The organism is Viridibacillus sp. FSL R5-0888 (assembly GCF_038009105.1).
Lineage (GTDB): Bacteria > Bacillota > Bacilli > Bacillales_A > Planococcaceae > Viridibacillus > Viridibacillus arenosi.
Map to the genome: position 1 here is coordinate 1,511,097 of NZ_JBBPAU010000001.1, position 24,474 is coordinate 1,535,570.

A 24,474-nucleotide genomic window follows, 5' to 3' on the forward strand; every position below is an offset into this window, starting at 1 on the left:
AGAATAGACAATATGAGCGGAATTCTGTATATTAAATATAACTAAAAACGAAAGGGTGACCCAATTACATGAAGTACTAATCCTATTTTTTCGAAAGCTAAGAATGAATCGTATTTTAAATCAGATGAAATACTCTGTTTTTTCAAGATGCCTTCATTCCAGTGTTTTCAGAATAGGATTGTCATTCATGTGTTGGACAAAAAAGAGACGTCTCTTTTTGCTGTGCACCCATGCCTCCTATTCTGATTGTAGATAGGGGGCATTTTTTTGCCCCGATACATGAGGGGAGAGATTTTTTATGATGTTATTAGAAGCAAATGGACTGCAGTATTCAATTAGAAATAGAGAAGTTTTTAATATAGAGAAGTTGCAAATCAATGACCATGACCGCATTGGTTTAATCGGGAAAAATGGCTCTGGAAAAACGACATTGCTTGAAGTTTTAGCGGCATTGAAAGAACCAGAGAGTGGACATGTGAAAACTTACAGTCCGCTAGAACTTGTACCGCAGTTAAAGGAATCGACATCCTACAAGAGTGGTGGGGAAGTCACAAAGGCGTATATACAAGGTGCATTAGCAAAGAGTGCCCGTCTATTAATAACTGATGAACCGACAACTCATTTAGACACGCATCATGTGGAATGGCTTGAAGGAGAATTATTAAAAAGAGGTGGCGCGTTACTAATCGTATCCCATGACCGTGCATTTCTAGATGCAGTATGTACGAAAATTTGGGAGCTCGAAGACGGCGGATTAAAAGAATATAGAGGGAATTATTCCGACTATACTGAGCAAAAGAAAATTGAAAAAAAACAGCAAGAAGCATCCTACGAAAAATATACAACTAGGAAAAATCAGTTAGAGGAAGCCTTAGTTTTGAAAGAAAAGAAAGCAGCGAGAGCAGCAAAAGTACCGAAATCAGTGAGTAAATTGGAAGCATCCAAAACAAAACCTTATTTTGCAAAAAAACAAAAGAAATTACAAAAAACAGCGAAAGCAATTGAAACGAGATTAGAGCAATTAGAAAAAGTGGAGAAAGTAAAAAATCCAGTAGCGATTAAAATGGATTTACCAAACGCTGAAACAGTGAAAGGCAAAATTATTATACGCATAGAAGATGTTGAAGGTCGTGTAGGAGAGCGTTTTCTTTGGCAAAAAAGCAGTTTTCAAATACGCGGAGGAGATAAAATCGCTATTACTGGGAATAACGGTAGTGGAAAAACGACTTTGCTAAAAAAGATCGTTGAATATGAAAAAGGTATTACCATTTCACCAGCAGTGAAAGTCGGTTATTTTAGTCAAAACTTGAACGTGTTAAATGTTGAAAAAACTATTTTAGAAAATGTTAGAGAACTATCGATACAAGATGAGACATTTATTAGAACCGTACTTGCAAGACTCCATTTTTATCGAGATGATGTATATAAAAAAGTCGGAGTACTCAGTGGCGGTGAGCGTGTGAAAGTAGCGCTTGCTAAAATTTTCGTTAGCGATGTAAATACGTTGATATTAGATGAACCGACGAATTTTCTTGATATAGATGCAGTCGAAGCATTTGAATCGCTCCTAAAAGAATACGAAGGAACAATCATCTTCGTATCTCATGATCGACGTTTTGTAGAAAATATTGCTACTCGGCAGTTAAAAATTGAAAAGGGAAAACTTCAATTATTTGAAGGAACGTTAAAAGAAAGAGTGCAAACAAAGAAAAAGAAAGCACCTGATAACAAGGAAAATGAGTTATTAATTTTAAATTTAAAGATATCTGAAGTGTTAGGACGACTTAGTATAGAACCTACAAAGGAACTTGAAAGTGAATTTCAACGATTAATAGAAGAAAAACGTAAATTATAATAGTAAAACCTCAAAAAGGGTGAAAGACTTCTTTTTTGAGGTTTTATTTATACTTTCTATTTAAGGTTGATTTTGGAACTTGAAAATCTATAAGTTCAACAAAAAATGCTAACAGAGATGAATGAGCGCATTATGAATATAGAAAAATTGTTAAAAGAGGTTAAATAAATAAAAACTGGACATACTAATATTGAAAGAACTTAAGATGATTTAAAAATATTCCAAGAAGTTTTCAAATTAGGCGTCATAAAATAGAAGGGCAAGATCGTCATTTTGAACAAATTTAAATATTAGGAAATAATTTATAAAATAGTCATTATTTAAAATATTTTCAAAATAATTTAAAATATTGAAATTGAATGAAAAGCCCTATTTGACAATGTTTGTGAGCTATTTGAGAGGAAAAATGTATTGTGGAATTCAGTTCTTTTGTTTTTTATTCGTTACAACACTTGCATATCTCGGAAATGCATGGTATTATGAAGTTAGTTATTTTTGTTCGGTGCAAAGGGCAGTATAAGTTTGACTTGTCGTCTGGACCATCACTTTGGACAAGGATAGTAATACAATGTGTGGATATCACACTAGGAGGCAACAATAATGGAACAAGGTACAGTAAAATGGTTTAACGCAGAAAAAGGATTTGGATTTATCGAACGCGAAAACGGAGATGACGTATTCGTACACTTCTCAGCAATCCAAAGTGAAGGATTCAAATCTTTAGACGAAGGTCAAAAAGTTACTTTTGACGTTGAGCAAGGCGCACGTGGCGCTCAAGCTGCTAACGTTCAAAAAGCTTAATTTGAACTAGCTGTAGAAAAAACCGATTCTCTTTTGAGAGTCGGTTTTTTTATTGTCTTTTTTATTTTCCATAGTGTGGCGAACAATGGTGCATTTACTAGATAGCACATAAACTCATATTGCGATGATGAGAGTATGTCAAATTGCTTCAACACGTTTACGTATAATACTGTGGGGAAAAGTGAAACATATGATTAGCGCAATATAGTGAAGCTTCATATTCTTTAACTTCTGCAATTGAACTATTTCAACTTCAAATTGAAGAAAACTTAATTATGAAGGTGTTGAAAAAAAGTGAAGGAATTTTACGCAGATTTACATATTCATATTGGTCGTACCAAAAGTGGTAGACCTGTAAAAATTACAGGAAGCAAAAGGTTAACTTTAAGACGTATTTTAGAAGCGGCGAGTGAACGAAAGGGTATTGATCTAATAGGTATTATAGATTGTCATTCGCCAGAGGTCATTGAAGAAATTGAAGAGATGATACAAGATGGAGAGATGGTGGAAATTGCTGATGGAGGGTTATTGTTCGGAAACTCTACCTTGATACTTGGTTCAGAAATTGAAATATACGATGAGCACTGCCACGGACCAATTCATGTCCTTGCTTATTTTCCAACTATTGAAATCATGAAAATTTTTTCGATGTGGATGAGTGGCTATGTGAAGAATATCAATTTAAGTTCTCAACGTGTTTATTGTGATGGTATTACACTTCAAAAGAAAGTGCGTTCACTTGGAGGTTTATTTATTCCTGCTCATGTGTTTACTCCTTTTAAAAGCCTATACGGTAAAGGTGTATTATTTAGTTTAAGTGAGGTGTTTGATCCATCTATGATAGACGGAATTGAGCTTGGTTTAAGCTCAGATACGTATATGGTGAGAGGTATAAAAGAGTTAGAGCAATATACCTTTTTAACGAATTCAGACGCCCATTCTGTCGGTAAAATTGCAAGAGAATATCAAAAAATGAGACTTGATCATGCAAGCTTTACTGAATTACAAAAAGCCCTTCAAGAAAAAGACGGGCGAGCTATTGTCGCTAATTATGGTTTAAACCCTTTGCTTGGAAAATACCATCAAACGGTTTGTGGTGGCTGTTCTGCAAAAGTAGATAAGGGTTTATCTGAATGCCCTGTATGTCACAAACATAATATCATTAAAGGTGTTGCCACTAGAGTTAAGGAGCTATCTGAAAGTGAAGAGAGCAAGCGACCTAGACCGCCATATATTCATCAAATTCCACTAGATTTCATACCAGGACTCGGACCAAAATCACTAGATCGTTTACTTCTTGCAGTTGGGACAGAAATGAATATTTTGCATAAAGCAACTTATCAAGAGTTAACGGCAGTAGTACCAGAAAAATTAGTTCGTTATATTGATCAATCCCGAAAAGGTGAGTTATTAATAGAAGTTGGTGGTGGAGGTAAGTATGGCAAGGTACAAAAAGAAGAGTCTTAATAGTTTTCAGTGTGAAAAGCTTTCGGCGAATGGATCAGTCATTTGCAGAAAGCTTTTTTGTTTATTTATTAATGTTACTTTGACTGATGAGATATTGATATTCTTCATCAATTAGTGCAATGTCCAAACGCTCAAACAAGGGCTCTACATATTGAATGAATGTCGGTAATTCTACTAATTCATGCCATGAGATATCAGTAATTCCAAGCATGTCGCGTATTTTCTTTGTTGAGAACGGAATAAAGGGTTCTAGTAATTGTGATAAATTCGCAATGATGTAGATGCATGTAGCAAGTGTATTTGCACAACCAACTTCATCATCTTTTACTTGTAACCAGGGTTGTTGTTCGTCAAAGTATTTATTAGCCGATCGGATGTAAGAGAAAATTTCTTCAAGTGGTGCTTTGAAATGCCCTTGTTCAATCGCGATAGCTACTTCATCATAGAGTTTTTGCGTTTGAAGTTTAATTGAAGCATTCAGTATGCCTTTAGGAATTTGTTTATTGAATGATTTTTCGATAAATTTTAATGTCCTGTTAACGAAATTTCCGTATGCACCTAGAAGCTCGCTATTATGACTATAAATAAATTCGCGCCAAGAAAAATCTGTGTCGCGATTTTCTGGTGCATTGATCGTCAAGAAATATCGAATTGTATCTACATCGTATTTTTCAATAATATAGGGTACCCATACTGCCCAGTTTAAACTAGTAGAGAGTTTCCGTTTCTCAAGTGTTAAGTATTCATTTGAAACAATATGTGTAGGGAGGGCAGGGCTATTTAATCCCATTAAAATAGCTGGCCAAATGATTGTATGAAAAGGGATATTATCTTTCCCGTGAATGTAATAAGAAATTGTGTCGTTACTCCAGAAATCTTGAACGTTTTTCTGATGTTGTTTTGCCCATTCTAAAGTAGCGGTGTAATACCCTGATACAGCTTCAATCCAAACATATATTTTCTTTCCGTCAAAACCGTCTATTGGTACATCAATTCCGTTTGGTAAATCTCTCGTAACGGCTCTATCGGGTACGCCCTCTGCTAAGTATCGTTCGGATAAGTCGATTGCATTTTGGCGCCATGCTTTTTGTTCCTTTGCATTTTGCACATATTGTTCTAAAGAATTTTGCATCTTACTGAATGCAAAGTAAAAATGCTCCGTTTCTTTCACGATGGGTTGATTGCCACAAATTTTACATCTTCGATCAATTAAATCCAGTGGATCTAATATTGTTGAGCAATAATCACATTGATCCCCTCGTGCCTTGCTACCGCATACTGGACAGATTCCTTCGACAAAACGGTCCGGCAAAAACTGTTTGTCATGTTCACAATACGTTTGTTCAATTGTTTTTTTATATAAAAAACCATTATCTAGTAGCTTCAAGAAGATATTCTTAACGCTTTGATGGTGGTGTTCAGCATCTGTACGCGTATATAAATCGTAAGTAAAACCCAGCTTTTTAAAACAGGCTGTAAATTCTTCATGATATCGATCTGCAATTTCCTTTACAGTAACACCTTCTTGATTTGCTCTGATAGAAATAGGCGTACCGTTACAGTCGCTACCTGATACATAAAGAACGCTCTCTTTCTTTAATCGATAATATCTAGCTGAAATATCTCCTGGTAATAATGCAGCAATATGTCCCAAATGTAATGATCCGTTTGCATAAGGCCAAGCTCCGCCAATAACAATACTCATTTTAAAAAAATCCCTCCTAAAATAAAAAAACTCGCCCCAATCAAATTAAATTGATCAGGACGAGATTATATACCCGTGTTACCACCTTCGTTTGCAAATAGCTTACACCATTTGCCTTCATCAGTACGCCAATTAGGGATACTGTTGCTGTTATAACGAGTGCCTTTCTCGTCGTAGCCTACTAAAAAAATCGTTCGGTACGAAGCTCAGAGGTCATTTTCAAATAGTTAAGTTCACTTCATTTCCACCGACAGAAGCTCTCTTGACAACTTAAGTTATTTTACTTTTCCTCATCAACGCGTGTTTCTATATGTTGAAAAGAAGTATAAAACACTATTAATGGAAAAGCAAGTATATTTCGAATAAAAAATCAGCGGTTGAATGAGTTTGCATTAAATACTATGTTATAATTATCTAATTTACAAAATTGGAGGAAGACGATGCAAGCTGTTAAAAGAATTCTACAGTTTTTAAAACCGTATAAATGGTTGGCCATTTTAGGGCCGTTATTGATGGTAGTCGAAGTAACGATGGACTTAATCCAACCAACTATTATGCAACATATTATTGATACAGGTATTGCTAATCAGGATCATACATATGTAGTGAAAATGGGCATTCTAATGATTGTCAGTGCATTAGTCGGACTTATTGGTGGAGTAGGGTGTTCCATCTTTAGTGCTAAGACGGCTGTCCATTTTGCAACGGATATTCGGAAGGATTTATTTGATACAATTTCTTATTTTTCGAGTAGTAATAGAGACGAGTTTGGAACCGGTAAGCTCATTACAATAATGACGAGCGATGTAGAGGCTTTACAACGTGCGTTAATGATGACTTTGAAAATTTTTGTACGTGGTCCTTTATTATTTGTCGGGAGTATTGTCATAGTATTTATGACTGCTAGACAGCTATTTCCAGTACTACTCATAGTAGTTCCAGTCTTGATCATCTGTATCTACTTTTTCACGAAATTATCAGGTACTATGTTTGGTAAAGTACAGCTAGCGATAGATGCAGTGAATACAAAATTGCAGGAAAATTTAGCTGGAATTCGAGTGATTAAAGCATTTAATCGAAAACGCCATCAAATTGAACAGTTTACGGATGTTAATGATCAATTAACAAAACGAACAATCACTGCGGACCAAGTCGTAGCGGTTTTGATGCCTTTAACAATGTTTGTCATTAATATGGGGATTATTGCTGCACTTTGGTTTGGAGCAATTAAGGTGGATAATGGCACGCTGCAAGTAGGTGTTATTTTAGCATTTATAAATTATTTAACGATTATTATGAATGGTCTAATTTCTAGTAGTATGGTGTTAATGCAAATTGCCCGCGCTTTTCCCTCTGCAAATCGAGTGCATAAAATACTTGCAACATCAATTGACATTCAAAATACAGAAAAACCTATCCAACTAGAAGAAGTAAGAGGTGCTGTTACTTTTCGAAATGTCAGCTTTAGCTATAGTAAAAATGGCGAGCAAGTGTTGAAAAACATTTCATTTACTGCGCATCCAGGAGATTTCATAGGCATTATTGGAACAACGGGCAGCGGGAAGTCAACGCTTGTTAAAATGATTCCTAGACTTTTTGATGTGGATCAAGGACAAATCTTCATAGATGATATACCGCTTAAGCATTATGATTTAGAAATGCTTAGAGAAAACATCGGATTTACACCACAAAAGGCAACGCTGTTTTCGGGGTCAATAAAAGAAAATTTACAATATGGAAATCAAAAAAGTTTAGAAAAAGATATGTATAAAGCACTTGATGCTGCTAGTGCTACGGAATTTGTTGAGAAATTAAAAGATGATTTACAGCACAATTTAACACAAGGTGCAACAAACTTATCAGGTGGACAAAGACAGCGTCTAGCTTTAGCAAGAGCTTTTATCAGAAAGCCATCCATCCTTATCCTAGATGATACTACTTCTGCAGTAGATAGTATTTCAGAAAAAAATATACAACAGGCAATTGCAACAGATTATCAAAACACGACAACCTTTATCGTGGCTTCCAAAATATCCTCCATTATCAATGCCAATAAAATTTTAGTAATGGAAGACGGAGCAATTGTTGGTATGGGAACTCATGAAGAATTGCTTGAAAATAATAAAGTCTATCAAGAAATCTATGATACCCAAGTGGAAAAAGGAGGGGTATTAAGTGAATAAAGAACAGACTAATCAACCCCGTAATGGATTAGAACGTGGACCACATTTTCGTGGGCCAGTTGTGAAACCGAAAAACCAAAAACAAACGTTAAAGCGAATTTGGGATTATGTAAAACAGCAAAGATTGCAACTCATAGGAGCCATTTTCCTCGTTATATTAACAACGGTTTTAAGTTTAGCGGGACCGCTTCTAATTGGTGTAATCGTAGATGATTATATTATTACAAAAGATTTAAGTGGCACGACCAAAATGTTATTTATTTTGGCGGGTGTATATGTATTAACGTCAATTTTCACTTGGCTTCAAACATATGTCATGATCAATGCAGCGTTAAAAACGATTCAAAAGTTAAGATTAGATCTATTTGAAAAGTTGCATTCACTTTCACTACGTTTCTTTGACAAAAGTTCACAAGGGGAATTAATGAGTCGTGTAACAAATGATATTGATAACTTAAATGTTGCGTTGAGCCAAAGTGTCGTTCAAATTGTTTCATCAATACTAACGTTGATTGGCACGAGCATTGCAATGTTCATACTAAGCTGGCAGTTAGCGATTGTCACTTTAACCATTATTCCGCTAATTGTATTTGTATCGAAACAAATTATTAAAAAGAGTAGTGTGAACTATTCTGAAAGACAGCGTGATTTAGGGGCATTAAACGGGTATATAGAAGAGACTATAACTGGCTCTGAAGTAATTACTCTGTTTGGTCAAGAAAAAATGACGACTACACATTTTGCAAAGGTCAATGAAAGTTTGAGAACATCCGCTATGAAAGCTGAAATTACTTCGGGCTTCCTTGGCCCCATTAATAACTTTATGAACAATTTTGGTTTAGGGTTAGTGATTGGGACAGGGGCACTGATGGCGGTAAGTGGTCATACATCAATCGGCGTCATTGCGGCATTTGTAACGTATACACGTCAATTTTTCCGACCAATTAATCAGCTATCTAATTTGTTGAATACTTTTCAATCTGCCATTGCAGGAGCAGAGCGTGTGTTTGAGATAATGGATGAAAAACCAGAACGAACTGATGGACAAAATGCAATTGTAAAGGAACAGCTTAAAGGGGATGTTTCATTCCGCGATGTTACTTTTTCGTATGATACAGGTAAACCAGTCTTAAAGAATATTTCATTTCAAGCAAAAGCAGGTGAAACAATTGCGCTTGTGGGTCCTACAGGGTCAGGGAAGACAACGATTATTAATTTACTAACAAGATTTTATGATATTGATCAAGGTGAAATATTACTAGATAACGAAGATATTCGTTCTTATAAAATAGCCAATGTCCGTGAAAAGGTTGGCGTTGTATTGCAAGATACGTATTTGTTTTCTGGAACAATTATGGATAATATCCGCTATGGTCGACTTGATGCATCAGACGATGAAGTCATTCAAGCTGCGAAGGTGGCATATGCTCATTCGTTTATAAAATATTTACCAGATCAATATCAAACGGAGATTAAGTCAGGTGGAGTGAATTTAAGTCAAGGACAGCGCCAACTGCTGGCAATTGCAAGAGCCATTTTAGAAGATGCGGATATTCTTATTCTTGATGAGGCCACTTCTAGTGTAGATACACGTACGGAGGTGCAGATTCAAAAAGGCCTGAAACATTTAATGACTGGTCGAACGAGTTTTGTCATAGCACACCGTTTAAAAACGATAGAAAATGCCGATAAAATACTTGTTATTAGAGACGGAGAAATAATAGAGCGTGGCAATCATAAAGAACTCATAGAGCAACAAGGATTTTATTCTGAATTACAAAGGAAATTAGATATTCTACCAATATCATCTTAAATTGAAAAAGGTGATAGTTATTATTACCTATCATCTTATTCATTTGATATATCATTTAAAGAGATTTGAGTTTTTTGGTAAAAATATATCTGAAAATAATATTTAAATAAAATATATACTATTATAGGTTTTATTTCTTTGTTCAATAGTCTTGGTTATAGCGGTGTGTGGACGATGTTTTGCCCTATTTTTTCATTGGTTTTACTTTCTTTAATTATTAAAATATTGTTTTACTGTATAATTAGAACTATTAGAAATGGGGTTTGGTTAATATGGATAAGGACCTAAGAAAAATACATCATCTAGAAGATACACCGCTTATTCGTTGGAACAAAAATGAACCTAATGAGTTTTTACAACAATTCGTTACTAAGCTAAAAAGTTTGAATATGATTCTTTCAACAAATACATATGTTAAAGGTACAAATAAAGTACTGACACGAATTATTGAAGATGCTCAAAATCAGACTATGATTTTACTTATAGGCATGACTGGCGCAGGGAAAACAAGTTTAGTAAATGCACTGCTTAAAAGAACCGTTCTATCAACGAAATTGGCGAAAGCAACAGCGATAAATACCATTATTCGATACGGTCAAACAGAAGAAGTGAAGGCTTATTTTCTTGATGGACAAGTAGCTAGTTTTGATCTTGATAAAGTGGAACTATTTACAACATCGGACACTTTTAGTGCTGAAATCTTACGTGAAAACTTGGACTATATTGAAGTCTATGTTAATAATGAACTACTAAAGAAAGTTACATTTATCGATACAACACCGCTAGAGCCGAGTGGTGATGAGTCAGTGTATGTAAAGGAATCGATATTAAACCGCGCGGATGATTTGTATTGGATTTTTAACTGTAATTCAAAACCAACACAAGGTGAATTGAAGCTACTCGGAAAATTTCATGAACGTAATGTAAAACCATTAGCAATTATTAATGCAATTGATATTCATGAAACAGCTTATGAACAATTCATAGCTGAACAAAATAAATTGCTATCGCCTTATTTCCGTAAAATAATGGGGATCTCTGTTAGAAATGCCGAGGTAGCTGTGGCAACCGGAGATGATGATAAGTGGAATCAAAGTAAGTTTGAATTGTTATTAGAGGAAATTGAGAATTCCCATGCTAACCAATCAGACCGTGTATACCTCATCATGGAACGCTTTATTAAATGGCTTAAGAGGTTCCAAACTGAGATGGAACTAATACCACAAAGAGAGCCTTATATAACAGCTTATAATCTATTAATCCAGTATCAAATAGGGAAACAAAAAGCATCTGAAAGAACAGAAATTGAAAATCAAAAGCTCATCACATATGAAAAGGAATATCATAAGGCAAGCGTGGTTTTTAAAGATGTGCAAACGTTGTATCAATTGCTACAAGTAATATCGAATAATAAGCATTTTAAAACCTATGACGTCATGGTCTTTGTTGAGTATTCAAAAGATTATTTGAAGGCTGTAAGGGAATACCGTACAATGCTTCAATCGTACAAAAACGAGTCTAATAGAAACGATGGAAAACAGCGTCATTCAACAGGGAAGGGCCTGTTAAAAACAATGTTTGTTAACGAGCAACAAAGTATAAAGCAGAGTAAATCAAACGAACCTTCGGAAGTTTTACAAGCAACACTTGAGCAACAATACAAGAAAGTTCTCGCGTTAGAAATGCAATTATTTAACGAATATCCAGCGGTATTGAAGAATTTAAATGATATCGCTCACGATCAAATAGAGCGAATTATTAATCGAGTTAGTCTGATTAGCACTGAGCGAATGAAAAAGAAACAACAGTTAATCAACGCAATTAGACAGCTGAATGGATTTAATAATATTTTGGAGGCAAAAGACTTTGTCGAAACATTTGTGGAGCAGCTTATTGATCAAAAGGATCTCGTTGTGACAAAAAAGGAAAAATTGTCACTGAGTGAAACATTAGTAAAGATTAAAAGTATTAAATTATCACATGAAACGTTAATTGCAAGTACACATATCGATGAACAAGATGACGAAATCTCAAAAATGCAAAAAAGATTATATGAAAAATATCATTTACTGCCACTTCGATTGACAATAGATGATATGAAATCAGAAATTGAAAAACCGCCTATTTATAGCGGTATTAGCGATTAAGTAAGGATACTTACCCCGGTAACAGGGTGTAAGTATCTTTTTTTGTAGTAACGATAATTCCAATATGTTACAATAAAGGGATTAAAAAAGAAGGACTGATTTCACATGGGGATTAGGAATTTAATTCATTAACACACCTTTCAGATACTAAAAAAGGAGTGTTATTTAATGAACAAGAATGAACAATTTTATGACAAACAATACGAATGGATGACTCAAATATTTGATGCAAAAGTAGATGATTACCATCAAGAACTAGTCGAGTTAGTTGAGAAAAAAGGCTTAAAGAGAAATTTAAACATTCTAGAGCTGGGGAGTAGCAACGGAGAATTCGCAGTAGCAGCAGCGATGCATGAACATCACGTTTCAACAGTTGAAATCATTCCACATGCCATTAGTAAAATGTTTGAGCTTGCCGAGGAGAATAACGTAACGAGAAGAATTAAGGCTCATCAAGGCAGCTTTTATACCATTTCGCTTGCTGATAAATTCGATGCTATATGTTATTGGGATGGTTTTGGGGTTGGGACAGATGCGGATCAACAATTATTACTTCACAATATTGATTATTGGCTAAAACCTGATGGTACAGTATTCATAGATGTTTACGCACCCGCGTATTGGGCCAAAACAGCAGGGCAATTTATGGAGCTTTCTCAGACAGTTTGTCGACAATATGATTTTGATATAGAAACTAATAGAATGTTAGATAATTGGTGGTTGACAGATAACCCGGATGAAAAAAGGCAACAATCGTTGCGCTGTTATGAAGTAGCTGATTTCGAAAAAATGTTAGTAAATACTTCATTAGCTATTGAAGAGATTATTCCAGGTGGCAAAATGGACTATGATAGTTGGATTTTTCATAAGCAAGTACCAATTGAAGAAGCAATGATATATACAGTAATTCTACGGAAAAAGTGAGGTCTAGACTATGACGTATTTTATCCGTCCTGCAACAAACGAAGATATAGCAGGTATAGCGAAAGTACATGTAGACAGTTGGCGCACAACGTACAAAGGAATTGTAAAGCAAGATTACTTAGACAAACTAACATATAGCAGTAGAGAAGCATCATGGAAGCGTAATATTGAAAGCGAACAGAATCTTATTCTTGTTGCAGTGAATGAAGAAGAACAAATTGTAGGTTTTATAAGTGGCTCTAAAACACAAGAAGGTGAATATCCAACATATGATGCGGATCTTACAGCTATCTACTTATTTGAGCATGAGCAAGGAAAAGGAATAGGCAAAGCTATGTTAAAACAATTATTTGCAGAGTTTAAAAAACTCAATTACAAATCATCAATTGTGAAAGTATTAGAAGACAATTCATCTTGTCGCTTTTATGAAGCGATGGGTGCAAAATTTATCGACTCAAATCCAATTCAAATTGGTGGTGAACAATTAGCAATACTTACGTATGGTTGGCAAGAAATTTAGTGTTTTGTAAAAATGAAAGCAGCCGATTGTAATGATCGGCTGCTTTCTATCTTTATTTCTAATAGTCAATTGAAAATCAAATTAGTCACCAAATGCGAATATTAATTCTGTCTCGCAAACAATTTCCCCATCTACAGTAGCGATTCCTTTGCCTTTCCCAATAGCACCTATTACTCGAGTGATTTCAACTTCAAGGCGTAGCTGGTCTCCAGGTATTACTTGGCGTTTAAAACGGCATTTATCTATTCCAGCTAAAAGCCCTAAACGTCCTGCATTGCCTTCTTTTGTAAGCATAACGATAGCACTTACTTGAGCTAATGCTTCTACAATTAATACACCTGGCATAATGGGATAGCCAGGGAAGTGCCCATTAAAAAATTCTTCATTTGCACTTACGTTTTTTATGGCTACTGCTTTTTTGCCTTCTTCTAATTCCAGGACTCTGTCTACTAATAGAAAAGGGTAGCGATGTTTAATGATTTCTTTTATCTTTTGTGTGTCTAACAATATGTTTTCCTCCAAGATCATAAATTGATACCTCTTTATATTAACACCTGGTACTAATGGTTGGTAATGTTTTTTATAAATTATTAGAAAAACGTATGAAATGGAGTTTTATTAATTATATTTTTAAGTTATTAAATTCTGCACATATGGCACACTAGTTTCCTATTATTTATGGGCACATATTTTAAGAGCATAAAAAAAGCGTTCAACAAGTGCTATTGCACAGGCTGAACGCTTTTTGTTTTTAGAAAAATACTTTTTCAGTATTGTATTTCGCACGGAAATGGTTGATAGCAAATGTTTCATAAATTTCACGTTCCATTTGATCTTCAACAACGAATACTTCAATTTTATGAACTTCGTTACGGTGATCTTTAATAGGTGAAACGTTATCTTCAAAGTGCTTTTTCACACGTTGGCGGATTTTACGTGCTTTACCTACGAATAAAAGCTCATTTTCTTTGTTAAAGAACATGAAAAAGCCACCTTTATCACGAGGGATTTCATGAAAATCAATAAATCCATAGATTGAAGGGATAATCGCGTCACCTTCTTTAATTTTTTGTTCGCGTTGACGAATTACTACATCTGGTTTTGGCATTTCAATTTTGATCAAAAAAATTCACGTCCTCATTATCATATAGTAGTTAATGCTACCATAATTGTGTTAGAAAAGCTATTGGATTTAGTAGTTGACGAAATACACGTCTATTATAAAAAAAATTGAATTGCCATCATAAAACTAATATTTGTTTATTTATCTGAAAAATCTATCCGTATCAATCATTATCAACATTCAGTTCAAGTTGTGCAGTGATGTCGATACCATTTAGCGCTTGTGTGGCAAGACGGTCCGCCTCAGCATTCGATTTTCTTGGAACGAGCTCGTATTTAGGACGAATACTAAGCTTTTTTAATTTCTCGTCAATTCGATCTGCCCAGCTCGATAAATCTTTTTCTAGTAAAGCCCATTCTCCGCTCATCTGGTTGATGACAACTTGTGAGTCTCCAATGAAAACGACAGGTAGATGGTGAACATTTAATCGCTCGAGCTCCACAAGACTCAAATGAAGTGCGGCATATTCAGCCTCGTTATTTGATTTCAGCAATTCGGAAGGAGCATTCTTCCTCACCCTGTACGATTTTCCACTCTGTTCAAAATAAATAACGCAGCCTAAACCAGCAGTGCTAGTCGTACGATCAAAGCCACCATCGAAATACACTGTAATATTATGAGGTTCAGTTTCAATTTCTTTAATGTAACGTTTCAATTCCTTGATTGTCCAAGTGCTGTCAAACGAGTCAGTAAAGATTATACTTTTGGCGCGTCCTGTCCGCTCAAGATCCTCTGCTATTAACAGTCCTTTAGCTGCAGGCATCCCCTCGGAGCGGAATGTAGTTTCCGCTCCTCTTGGTGTTTTGTAAATCCATTCGATTGAGATGTTCATCGTCATTCCTCCTATGCCTTTGATTTAATAATCTAAGATTAAAAACACACCATTAATTAAGGCATATTAACAATAGCTTATTGTGGTTAGTCTTATTTGAATTATGAGATTTTAAGATTTTAGTGGTGAGTGTAATATTATTTTTATTTGACCAGTATTTGAAGGTGAATCGAAACAAATTGAAAAATATAAGCAAAGACTTCTTTGAAGTATAATTCTGAAATCGCCTTTATAACGTTGTTTTGTATATAAATATTAGTATTAATTTTTCCTTAGTACAGCATAATTATACCCGAAAAAATCCTAGAGCTTACATTACAGGAGTAAAGAAATTACGCTGCAAAAATTAAGTGTCCGAGCTAGTAGTTAATACATTTTATGGACGGAAGTTGAACCTTTCACAAAGTATAATTTATCGCATTCGGTAAATATTAAGACAACGGCGTTTTTGTAATAATTATTAAGCTTGGTAGGTGATGTATTGACTCGTAAGAATATATTATTTCTGACTGTTTGTGCTTTAATCATCTCAGTATTTTATGCTGGTTTTAGTATTGCTGAAGAAAAGGGACGTAGATACTACGAAGAATCTGGACAAATGCTTTGGGATATAAAAACTGAGGAGAAGATTATCGCTATTACATTTGACGATGGACCACATCCAAAATATACAGGACAAGTTTTAGATATACTTGCTAAGTACAAAGCTAAAGCTACTTTCTTTGTCATTGGAGAAATGGCAGAAAAACATCCTGAATTGGTTTTAAGGGAATATAATGAAGGACATGAATTAGCTAATCACACATATTCTCATCCTTATAAGACGTCACCAAAGGATTTTGAAGAAGAATTAAAAAAGACAAATGAAATAATATACAGTATTACTGGCTTTTCTCCAGTGTTATTTCGTCCTGTTGGTGGACAATTTGATGAAAAAATGATCAATATTGCGACTGAAAATGGGTATAAAGTTGTAATATGGTCCTGGCACCAAGATACGGAAGATTGGAAAGGGATTTGGTCCCAAAAGATAATAAATAAAGTACTTCAAGGTTCGAAACCAGGTAATGTGATACTGTTTCACGATGGTGGAGGAAATCGGACTCAAACGTTAAAGGCACTTGAGAAAATAATACCTGAGCTTCAAAAGCAAGGGTATAAATTTGTTACAGTTTCTGAGCTTATTGCTAGTGTAAATGGAAAAGTGAGTAAATAATGGGTTTCGATAGCTTATAATTGATATGGAAAAACGCCAAACGAAAATTGATTAATCAAAAAGTGAAATCCTACTCTTTCTAAAATTAACAATGCAAATATTACAAAAGCGTTTGGCGATGCTGTTAGCAAATGCCGAACGCTTTTATACATTTTGAATTGAAAGATGCGACTAGAGAAGTTTTAAAAAAAGTATGGGAATCGCATTGGATATGCTTTTCGTATAGTCTTTTTGTATAACATATCCCAATAATGTAGTATTTTCATATCATTGAATAATCATTTACTTATTATATAATAAGTAATGGTTGCGATTATTAATAAAATAATAGGACTATATATTTATTTATTTAGGTTGGTGAGATGTTTTAGCATGTCTGAAAATCGTTGTTACATACATAAAGTGAAAGCTGCCGAGGTGTTAGTAGACGAGAAAATTGTTGTGTACTGTCCAAAATGTGCTGAAGCTAATATACATAAAATTGTTTTACAAGAAGAGAAGATATCAAAATCTGAAGAATTATCGGACATAAGAAAGAGACGCCATGTTGCAATGAAAGAGCTGTGGAAGAGCCTGGTGTTTGCATTTTACTTAGAATGTTTACCTATATTCATCACTTTGTTTACGCATTCGCCCAAAAGTTTATCCGAATATATCTCTGGAGTAAAAGAACTGTATAGTCAGTTCCTATTCCAACCTATTATTCAACTCATTGCCATTGGTTTTATTGCACTTGGAGGGTATTTCTGGATTGCTGCTATTAAAAGTCTGAAAGAGTTAAAAAAAGAGGAAGCTATTTTATTGAAACCTTTTGCAAATGAAAATGAAGTCCATGAGAAATTCCAAACGCCAACTAAGATCAATCAAGTGAATGAATTTGTGAGAAATGTTAAAAAGAAATACGATAGTAATTTTTTTAGTCAACGAAAAATGTATCAAATGAGTCCATACGATTTCAAATTGTATATGGCGAAACAATTGCAAAAACTTGATTTTGAAAATGTTCGTTTAGCTAGGGACGATAGTGACTTTAAAGTGGATATATTTGCTGATGGGCCAAACGGCAAAGTGGCGTTCCGTTGCATAAATAATGTCAATTTAGTCAAAATGGAAGATGTACATAAAATTGCAGTTGAGAAGGTATATTATGATTGCGAATCATCTATCTTAGTAACCACTTCATCTATAACGAAGGATGCAATGGAGTTAGCTGAGACATTGCGAGTGACAATATGGAATGATCAAGTTTTGAAAGAGAAAATAATCTCTATTGAAAATGAACAATGGAGCGATCATTTACAAGACTTTTATGATTACTCTGATCAAAATTTGAAAAAATATACGGAATTTGAAATGAGAAGATTAGCTCAGTCATAATATTTTTTTAAAAAACTATTCGACAAAAAAAGATAATGGGTTCAGTTTTAAATAACAACATTAAATAGTATTACAAGAGGGTAAGGAATCTCGTATGATTTCTTATCCTTTTTTAGTTGTTAAACCTATTTTAGTTACACTATAGGGAGTGAAAATCCAGTTAAAAATAGTGAAGGATATCAGGTTGAAATGTTAAAGGTCAAGAAAAATTGGTTAAATTAGTAGGTTATTATAATTTAGGAATGGAAATGGTTATATTGATAGGTGCTTTCATTGGCATTGCAGAAATATTATTTCCAATTTTGGAGATTGGATATGTCATTTTACAAGGTTATGTAAATACAAAAGTGGTTGAATAAGATGAACAAATAGCAAAAGGTGGCTACAAAGCTAAGCTGTCACTGTGACACATGTAGATACGTCTACAGGCGTTGAAGCTAATTTTGAAGAGTTAAGTTCCAGTTGTGAAAAAGCAGTTGCAGAATGACATTTTAAACACATTGGAGGGATTGGAGAATGAGCGAGATTGAACAGGCAGTAAATCACAGAACAATCATCGTGGGTACGATTAAAAGATTTGGTTATACGACAGCACTCGAAAAACAATTCGAATCACATTTAAGTACAATCATGAGCCTTACAGGGCTTTGCAGAGGTAAAGCGGCAGATTATGCCATTGAAGTTGATGGACGGTTGAATGTGCAGGGAAAGGGGTGAGTGGCGTGATGGAAATCATTATGGAACGTGAACGCGAATTAGTTTTATTGTCCTGGAGACAGTATGCACGAATGGCGAAAATTTTTTATGTAGGGTCGATAGCCTAAGCTTAAAGAAATTTCGATGATTCTCTTGCGGATTAGAAAGGCCACTTCCATCAAGAAAGAGACCCTCTTATTACTTAGTAATCTGCTTCAATACGAATAGCTTGAATTGCTTGGCAGTCTCCGATAAGTGTTGAACCAGGTTCAGTTTCTGGATCACTAAAGAATGCGCAACAATTTTTCTGGTCTAAGTTAATAAAAACGACAACTTCTATCACTTGACCACCTTTTAAGAAAACATCTACTTCAGTCTGCGTTTGTAATCGTCTTAATTGATCATATGCGCAACAATTACACCGATGTGCTTCTTTCTCTTGGTGAGATTGCTAATGACACTTACAACACATACAACAATTACAACACATACAACACATACAACGATGTTCATCTTTCTCATGGTGATGTTGTTTCTGACACTTACAACAATGTTCATCTTTCTCATGGTGATGTTGTTTCTGACACTTACAACAATGTTCATCTTTCTCATGGTGATGCTGTTTCTGACATTTACAACACTTACAACGATGTTCATCTTTCTCGTGGTGATGTTGTTTCTGACACTTACAACACTTACAACGATGTTCATCTTTCTCATGGTGATGTTGCTTATGACACATACAACACATACAACGATGTTCATCTTTTTCATGGTGATGTTGCTTCTGACACTTCTGACACTTACAACCATCTTTCATAATACTCATTTTCAAGACCTCCTTCCCGATTCGAATGACTTTCATAGATAACATATGGCTTAAAATGAAAAGAGGTTGTGCAATTTGTCCAAATAAAAAAAATTTAATTTTAAGCTCTTAAATCCATCACATTCTTTCGTTTTCAAATTATCTTGTTCTTAAACTGAAAAAGTAACATTTTGATAATACACATTATGAGCACTATCAAAACCGGGAGATTAGCATGACCATCTATTCATGTACAAAAGAGAAACTGTATTATGGACGGAACGATAAATGAGATATAGGAACGACGTGGTGTTAAACCCGAAACAATAAGGTTTTATCAAACACCAACATTTCATAGAAAATCGAAGAATGTCCGAAACTGTTTGGTGCTTGTAAAATTGGAGGATTGAACAGGGAACTAACAGTAGATGAACGTGAAGGAATATTAAATACACTAGAAGTTTTTGGAGAGTATCCTGGTGGTGTTTACAAAAGCAGCTATATCGAAACTAAACAGGCAAAAGAGCAAGAGCGCATCACTGTTTTTTTCGATTCTTTTTCTTGGTCGATGTTACAGCTGCATTTAAACTGCCGACAACATTTACACTCTTTTGTTTCTTCTTTATTTATATTCTCGTGCTCATCACATCTTATTTGCCTGTGTATACGCGCCTGCCAGTTACCAACTCTTATAATTTTAGGAGTCCCCCAAAAAGTCACCCAAGTTTCCCACTGGTAAAGATGGGGAATGAAAGAGGTGGTTATTCAGAAAGTATCACCCATCGTTGATATATAGCTATTCATGATTTAACGTGAGGGGAGTTGAAGTAAGGCAACTATTTAGTTAATAGATATCTGGCTTTTTTATCAATTGGATATTTTAAGAAAATACATATTTCATATGATTCAGTATGAATGTCCGTCTAAAATGTTAATTATCCACCTAAATAACCATATACCTGTCAAAAAATTATGTATATAATTTTAGTATATTTATAAATTTGGAGGATAATTATGAAAAAAAATCAATTAAATTTCTTTAAAATGATGTTAGCACTAGTAGTTGCTTTCGCGTTTGCATTTGGCGCATCAACAAATAAAACGGAAGCCGCAACAACTACTCAGGTAGATACGATTACTTTAACAAAAGACAAATCAAAAACGCTTGATAGAAAATTTAGCAGTATGGGCACGGATGTTATAAAAGTAACAGTACCAGCTGATGGCTTACTTACGATGAAACTAAATAATCCTAAAGAACGTGAAATAGCTCTTCTACTACTAAATGAATTTGATACTAGTCAATTAGAAGATATCGAAGATTTTGATCTATCCGCATTAGAAAAATTGGAAGGTACATTTAATGATGTAGAATTATTCGGTTATGCTATAAATTCAGAACTTACTTGGTATGATCCATCAATGCATTCCATTTCTGTTGGTTTGAAGAAAGGTACATATTATCTTGTAGCATATAAGTTAGACTTTGGAAAAAATAAAAGCTACAGTACTAAATTAACTTTTAAAGCAGGTAGCAACTATGAAAAAGAATCAAATAATACAGCTTCAAAAGCAACACCAATCAATTTAAACAAATCATATAATGCATCATTTAATCTTTTTGATGAAGATGATTATTACAAAGTAACTGTTCCACAAGCAGGTTTCTTGAAAGTTTATGCGGACCAAAAACATAGTACGAAGTTTAGAATGAAAGTTTTAGATGATAAAAAGAAAACGGTTAAAGGTTTCAAAGTAACAAAAGATAAACGAAAATATACTGGTTCTGTATATTTACCAAAGGGTACTTATTATGTGAAAGTAAGTTCAGATATGATGGATTCAATGTATGACAGTGTATCATACACGTTAAAAACTTCAGTAAAATCAACTAAGCTTAAAAGTTCAGCTGTAAAAGTGATTAATAAAAAAGGTACTAAAAACGATAAAGTACAAGTTTCAAACTTAAAAGCTGGATCAACAGTAAAAGTTTATGCTGATGCTAGCAAGAAAAAACTATTAGCTTCAACAGTAAGTACTACTGATAAAGCTTCAATGAGTCTAAAAACATTAAGTAGCAAAGGCGGTAAATTATATATTACCGTTAAAAAACCTAGTATTTCTGAAAGCATCGTATTAAAAGTGAACTATTAATAAGTAAAGCCACTAGCGAAGTGAGAAACGCTAGTGGCTTTTTATGAATTTAGGTAATTTTGTAATGACATTTAAAATTAGTAGGAGAATTTGAATATATAAACGACATATTCTCCTATATAAAACCTTATGATAGCAAGGGGTTAATCAAGTATAATAAGATAGAGGTACGTTTGAATTACTGATGTAAACTAATTATTTAACTTGATGTATGAAGTATAGAAAAGTAGTGATTTTGATTATAAAGTCATCACACTATGTTAACGAAAAAATAAAATATATAATAGGTAAAGCTATCTATTATCAAAAATGAATAGAAATTGGTTTTTAGTTATACATATTACGTTATTTGGCAAATATGTGTGTAAAGGATATAAACGATTTTCAATATAGATGAGGTGTTTTATATAGAAAAGCAATTGGCAAAGAGGATGATCGCATTAATGGCAGTATTAAATGAAGATATACAAAATATTGATTTTAATGTATCTACTCAAATAGCAGCGTATATGCAGGAAGGGTTGTTGGGTGACTTTGCAACAGCTACGACCGGGATTGGCTATTTTTACAATAATATAAAAGAATATGACAAAGCGGTCCAATGGTATAAATTAGCTACTGAATTAAATGTCGCAGAAGGACAGTTCTGTTTAGCTAATTACTATTATGAAGGGCTTGGCGTTCAGGAAGATATAGAAAAAGCCTTTCAACTCTATGAACGAGCAGCATTACAAGGTCATGCAGACGCAGCCAATAATTTAGCGGATATGTACTTTAATGGTGAATATGTTAAAGAAAACATGGATGAAGCCTTTAAATGGTTTACAATAGCATCGAATGCTGGTGTAAAAGAAGCTCAATTTACTCTAGGCATTATGTATGAACAAGGTCTTAGTGTAAAAGAGAATATGGGGCAAGCATTGTTATTATATAAAACTTCAGCAGAAAATGGCTATACAGAAGCGCAATATCGACTAGGAAATATGTATGATCAAGGCATTGGGGTAAAAGAGAATAAGGAGCTAGCTTTTCAGTGGTATAAAAAAGCCGCGGAAGAAGGCAACGTAGATGCTGAATATAATGTTGGCTATATGTTTCAAAATGGAATTGGAACAACCGTAGATTACGATTTAGCACTAATATGGTATAAGTGTGCAGCAATGCAAGATGATGCAAGTGCGAATGTGCGCATTGGAGAAATGTACGAATTTGCATTGGGCGTCCCGATGGATATTAATCGTGCAATTGTTTGGTATGAACGTGCCATCAGTGCGGGAGATGAGTTAGCTAAAAAGCATCTCGAACGTTTAGGGAGTTATTAATAGTTGGTAAACCTGATGAGTAGAACAGCACTCATCAGGTTTTTTCGTTTTTGGAATGAGGGTAAATATAGAAAGGTGAATAATACCGTGTGAATATTGTACTCTTTATTTTCTTTTTGATAATATCATACAATTAAAAATGGCAATAGATCATCAACTTCTATCTGTTAATGATTTAGCAAAGTATCATGAAAAAGCACATCCAAAGGGATCATCATCACCTTAGATGCGTTTTTATGTTTTAAAGAATAAACTTAGTTTTATATTACACACGGACAAATCTATATCGATCTTTTATATACCGTTTAAAGTAGATACCTTTTGAATCTGCTTCCATTAATTCGTTATAAATTCGTTCAGGAACGCCGAAATATTCAAACACACCATCTTTAAACTCAATTCTTAAAATCATTGCACTAGGGTCGAAGCCCACATTTACTAATTTTGATGAAGTAACAGAAACCATATTCATAACGATCCCCTCCTAATTTCAGTATAAGCGAAAGCGCTTTCAAAAGATAGTTAATTGTTTTATATTGTAATATTATATTGACTTTTCCAATTCAAATAAATTACTGTTTAAGTATGGAATACTATATTTTTTTAATTCGATATTAATGTAAAAAAATATTTATTATTAGGAGAAGGAATAATGATTAGAATGGCTACAACACTAGACTTTGAGGAGCTTGCTTACTTTTTGTCCAGCTGCAATGCAAATTCAAGACGACATATTGGTTACTGTGGTCAAGGTGAGCAAGAAATAAGGTCTACATTACGACAAGAATTTTCAGACTTACCCTTTGAAAATTCTATGATTATTGCAGTTGAAAATGAACAGATTGTTGCAGCAATAGGGCTTGATTTCGATAAGGATGACCAATCTGCTGAAGTATGGGGACCGTTTGTTCAAAATGATGAAACAGAAGTACTGTTACCTGAAATGTGGATGAAGTTATGTCAACAGCTGCCAATAGCCTTGGAACACCCTCAATTTTTTATCAATATTGAAAATGAAGTCGCGATAGCTTTTACAAAAAACATCGGAGCAAAAATGTCAGGGCATCATTATATATTACATATAGAACGTCTAAACCATAAATTTGAAAGCTCGAAACATATTCATAAATTAGACTCAACCAATGTAGAAGGCTTTCAAAACTTACATGACTTAGCATTTCCGAAAACGTATTATAATGCACAAACGATATTGTCTCGTCTGAATGAGAATCGAGTTGTGTTTTGTTATGTTGATCATGAAGAAATAAAGGGATATGTCTATGTAGAAGCAGATGCCGAAAATGGAGAAGGTACGATTGAGTATATTGCCGTGGATGTTCGGTTTCGGAAGCAAGGTATCGGAAGAAAATTGCTATTGCATGGATTAGATTTTTTATTTACATACGATTCGATTGCTGAAATTTCTTTAACTGTTCAACGAAATGAAAGTGGCGCAATTCATTTATACGAATCAGCCGGCTTCGACATTGTACATGAACTTGTATTTATGAAGTGAATTTTTAAATAACAG

The 24,474-nt window shown here is 34.2% G+C and carries 22 protein-coding genes and 1 other annotated feature; of the genes, 16 read left to right on the plus strand and 6 right to left on the minus strand.

The window, feature by feature from the left end; genetic code table 11:
- Positions 1 to 298: 298 nt before the first annotated feature.
- The 3 genes from MKY02_RS07480 to MKY02_RS07490 all read left to right on the plus strand — a co-directional run bounded on the left by MKY02_RS07480 (position 299) and on the right by MKY02_RS07490 (position 4,123).
- Positions 299 to 1,855, plus strand: a complete 1,557-nt coding sequence (locus MKY02_RS07480; protein ID WP_340710899.1) for a Vga family ABC-F type ribosomal protection protein — start codon at positions 299 to 301, stop codon at positions 1,853 to 1,855.
- A 600-nt stretch (positions 1,856 to 2,455) separates the two neighbouring features.
- Positions 2,456 to 2,656, plus strand: coding sequence for a cold shock protein CspC (gene cspC / locus MKY02_RS07485; protein ID WP_010331195.1), 201 nt, complete (start codon positions 2,456 to 2,458; stop codon positions 2,654 to 2,656).
- Between the two features lie 294 nt (positions 2,657 to 2,950).
- Positions 2,951 to 4,123 carry an endonuclease Q family protein gene (locus MKY02_RS07490; RefSeq protein ID WP_340710901.1) on the plus strand — a complete coding sequence of 391 codons (1,173 nt, stop codon included), beginning with the start codon at positions 2,951 to 2,953 and terminating at the stop codon, positions 4,121 to 4,123.
- Positions 4,124 to 4,184: 61 nt separating this feature from the next.
- Here MKY02_RS07490 and metG read toward each other — a convergent pair whose 3' ends face one another.
- A complete protein-coding gene (metG, locus tag MKY02_RS07495) occupies positions 4,185 to 5,828 on the minus strand; it encodes a methionine--tRNA ligase (RefSeq protein ID WP_038184696.1) in 1,644 nt (547 codons plus the stop codon).
- Between the two features lie 52 nt (positions 5,829 to 5,880).
- Positions 5,881 to 6,134 (minus strand) — a binding site (T-box leader).
- A gap of 134 nt (positions 6,135 to 6,268) precedes the next feature.
- On the opposite strand from metG, the gene MKY02_RS07500 reads away from it, so the two are divergent.
- From MKY02_RS07500 to MKY02_RS07520, 5 genes are all read left to right on the plus strand, one after another.
- Entirely contained in the window at positions 6,269 to 8,011 is a 1,743-nt protein-coding gene (locus MKY02_RS07500; RefSeq protein WP_076065781.1) for an ABC transporter ATP-binding protein, read from the plus strand.
- 61 nt (positions 8,012 to 8,072) lie between these two features.
- Entirely contained in the window at positions 8,073 to 9,824 is a 1,752-nt protein-coding gene (locus tag MKY02_RS07505; RefSeq protein WP_340711683.1) for an ABC transporter ATP-binding protein, read from the plus strand.
- Between the two features lie 272 nt (positions 9,825 to 10,096).
- On the plus strand, positions 10,097 to 11,971 hold the full coding sequence (locus tag MKY02_RS07510) for a dynamin family protein (protein WP_038184688.1): 1,875 nt from the start codon (positions 10,097 to 10,099) through the stop codon (positions 11,969 to 11,971).
- A gap of 168 nt (positions 11,972 to 12,139) precedes the next feature.
- Positions 12,140 to 12,895 carry a class I SAM-dependent methyltransferase gene (locus MKY02_RS07515; protein WP_340708854.1) on the plus strand — a complete coding sequence of 252 codons (756 nt, stop codon included), beginning with the start codon at positions 12,140 to 12,142 and terminating at the stop codon, positions 12,893 to 12,895.
- A gap of 10 nt (positions 12,896 to 12,905) precedes the next feature.
- On the plus strand, positions 12,906 to 13,415 hold the full coding sequence (locus MKY02_RS07520; protein ID WP_038184684.1) for a GNAT family N-acetyltransferase: 510 nt from the start codon (positions 12,906 to 12,908) through the stop codon (positions 13,413 to 13,415).
- Positions 13,416 to 13,496: 81 nt separating this feature from the next.
- Here the strand turns inward: MKY02_RS07520 and fabZ are convergent, their stop codons facing one another.
- From fabZ to MKY02_RS07535, 3 genes are all read right to left on the minus strand, one after another.
- Positions 13,497 to 13,922, minus strand: a complete 426-nt coding sequence (gene fabZ / locus MKY02_RS07525) for a 3-hydroxyacyl-ACP dehydratase FabZ (protein ID WP_038185006.1) — start codon at positions 13,920 to 13,922, stop codon at positions 13,497 to 13,499.
- Between the two features lie 244 nt (positions 13,923 to 14,166).
- Positions 14,167 to 14,538, minus strand: coding sequence for a nucleotide excision repair endonuclease (locus MKY02_RS07530; protein ID WP_053416132.1), 372 nt, complete (start codon positions 14,536 to 14,538; stop codon positions 14,167 to 14,169).
- A 163-nt stretch (positions 14,539 to 14,701) separates the two neighbouring features.
- A complete protein-coding gene (locus MKY02_RS07535; protein ID WP_038184678.1) occupies positions 14,702 to 15,370 on the minus strand; it encodes a ribonuclease H family protein in 669 nt (222 codons plus the stop codon).
- Positions 15,371 to 15,851: 481 nt separating this feature from the next.
- On the opposite strand from MKY02_RS07535, the gene MKY02_RS07540 reads away from it, so the two are divergent.
- The 4 genes from MKY02_RS07540 to MKY02_RS07555 all read left to right on the plus strand — a co-directional run bounded on the left by MKY02_RS07540 (position 15,852) and on the right by MKY02_RS07555 (position 18,680).
- Positions 15,852 to 16,586, plus strand: coding sequence for a polysaccharide deacetylase family protein (locus MKY02_RS07540; protein ID WP_076034659.1), 735 nt, complete (start codon positions 15,852 to 15,854; stop codon positions 16,584 to 16,586).
- A 372-nt stretch (positions 16,587 to 16,958) separates the two neighbouring features.
- On the plus strand, positions 16,959 to 17,963 hold the full coding sequence (locus tag MKY02_RS07545) for a restriction endonuclease (protein ID WP_038184673.1): 1,005 nt from the start codon (positions 16,959 to 16,961) through the stop codon (positions 17,961 to 17,963).
- A gap of 209 nt (positions 17,964 to 18,172) precedes the next feature.
- A complete protein-coding gene (locus MKY02_RS07550) occupies positions 18,173 to 18,322 on the plus strand; it encodes a hypothetical protein (RefSeq protein ID WP_155981184.1) in 150 nt (49 codons plus the stop codon).
- Positions 18,323 to 18,479: 157 nt separating this feature from the next.
- Positions 18,480 to 18,680 (plus strand): hypothetical protein, encoded by a 201-nt coding sequence (locus tag MKY02_RS07555; RefSeq protein ID WP_038184671.1) that lies wholly within the window; start codon positions 18,480 to 18,482, stop codon positions 18,678 to 18,680.
- A 181-nt stretch (positions 18,681 to 18,861) separates the two neighbouring features.
- Here the strand turns inward: MKY02_RS07555 and MKY02_RS07560 are convergent, their stop codons facing one another.
- Positions 18,862 to 19,002 (minus strand): hypothetical protein, encoded by a 141-nt coding sequence (locus MKY02_RS07560; RefSeq protein WP_235175727.1) that lies wholly within the window; start codon positions 19,000 to 19,002, stop codon positions 18,862 to 18,864.
- Positions 19,003 to 19,064: 62 nt separating this feature from the next.
- On the opposite strand from MKY02_RS07560, the gene MKY02_RS07565 reads away from it, so the two are divergent.
- The 3 genes from MKY02_RS07565 (at position 19,065) to MKY02_RS07575 (ending at position 22,943) form a co-directional block, all read left to right on the plus strand.
- Positions 19,065 to 19,481: a hypothetical protein gene (locus tag MKY02_RS07565; RefSeq protein WP_143691320.1), complete on the plus strand. Its 417-nt coding sequence runs from the start codon at positions 19,065 to 19,067 to the stop codon at positions 19,479 to 19,481.
- Between the two features lie 1,000 nt (positions 19,482 to 20,481).
- Positions 20,482 to 21,621, plus strand: coding sequence for a hypothetical protein (locus MKY02_RS07570; protein WP_038184658.1), 1,140 nt, complete (start codon positions 20,482 to 20,484; stop codon positions 21,619 to 21,621).
- 443 nt (positions 21,622 to 22,064) lie between these two features.
- Positions 22,065 to 22,943, plus strand: coding sequence for an SEL1-like repeat protein (locus tag MKY02_RS07575; RefSeq protein WP_051448701.1), 879 nt, complete (start codon positions 22,065 to 22,067; stop codon positions 22,941 to 22,943).
- A 265-nt stretch (positions 22,944 to 23,208) separates the two neighbouring features.
- Here the strand turns inward: MKY02_RS07575 and MKY02_RS07580 are convergent, their stop codons facing one another.
- Positions 23,209 to 23,415 carry a KTSC domain-containing protein gene (locus MKY02_RS07580; RefSeq protein ID WP_038184655.1) on the minus strand — a complete coding sequence of 69 codons (207 nt, stop codon included), beginning with the start codon at positions 23,413 to 23,415 and terminating at the stop codon, positions 23,209 to 23,211.
- Between the two features lie 180 nt (positions 23,416 to 23,595).
- Here MKY02_RS07580 and MKY02_RS07585 point away from each other — a divergent pair, with 180 nt between their 5' ends.
- On the plus strand, positions 23,596 to 24,459 hold the full coding sequence (locus MKY02_RS07585; protein ID WP_076034658.1) for a GNAT family N-acetyltransferase: 864 nt from the start codon (positions 23,596 to 23,598) through the stop codon (positions 24,457 to 24,459).
- The last annotated feature ends 15 nt before the right edge of the window (positions 24,460 to 24,474 follow it).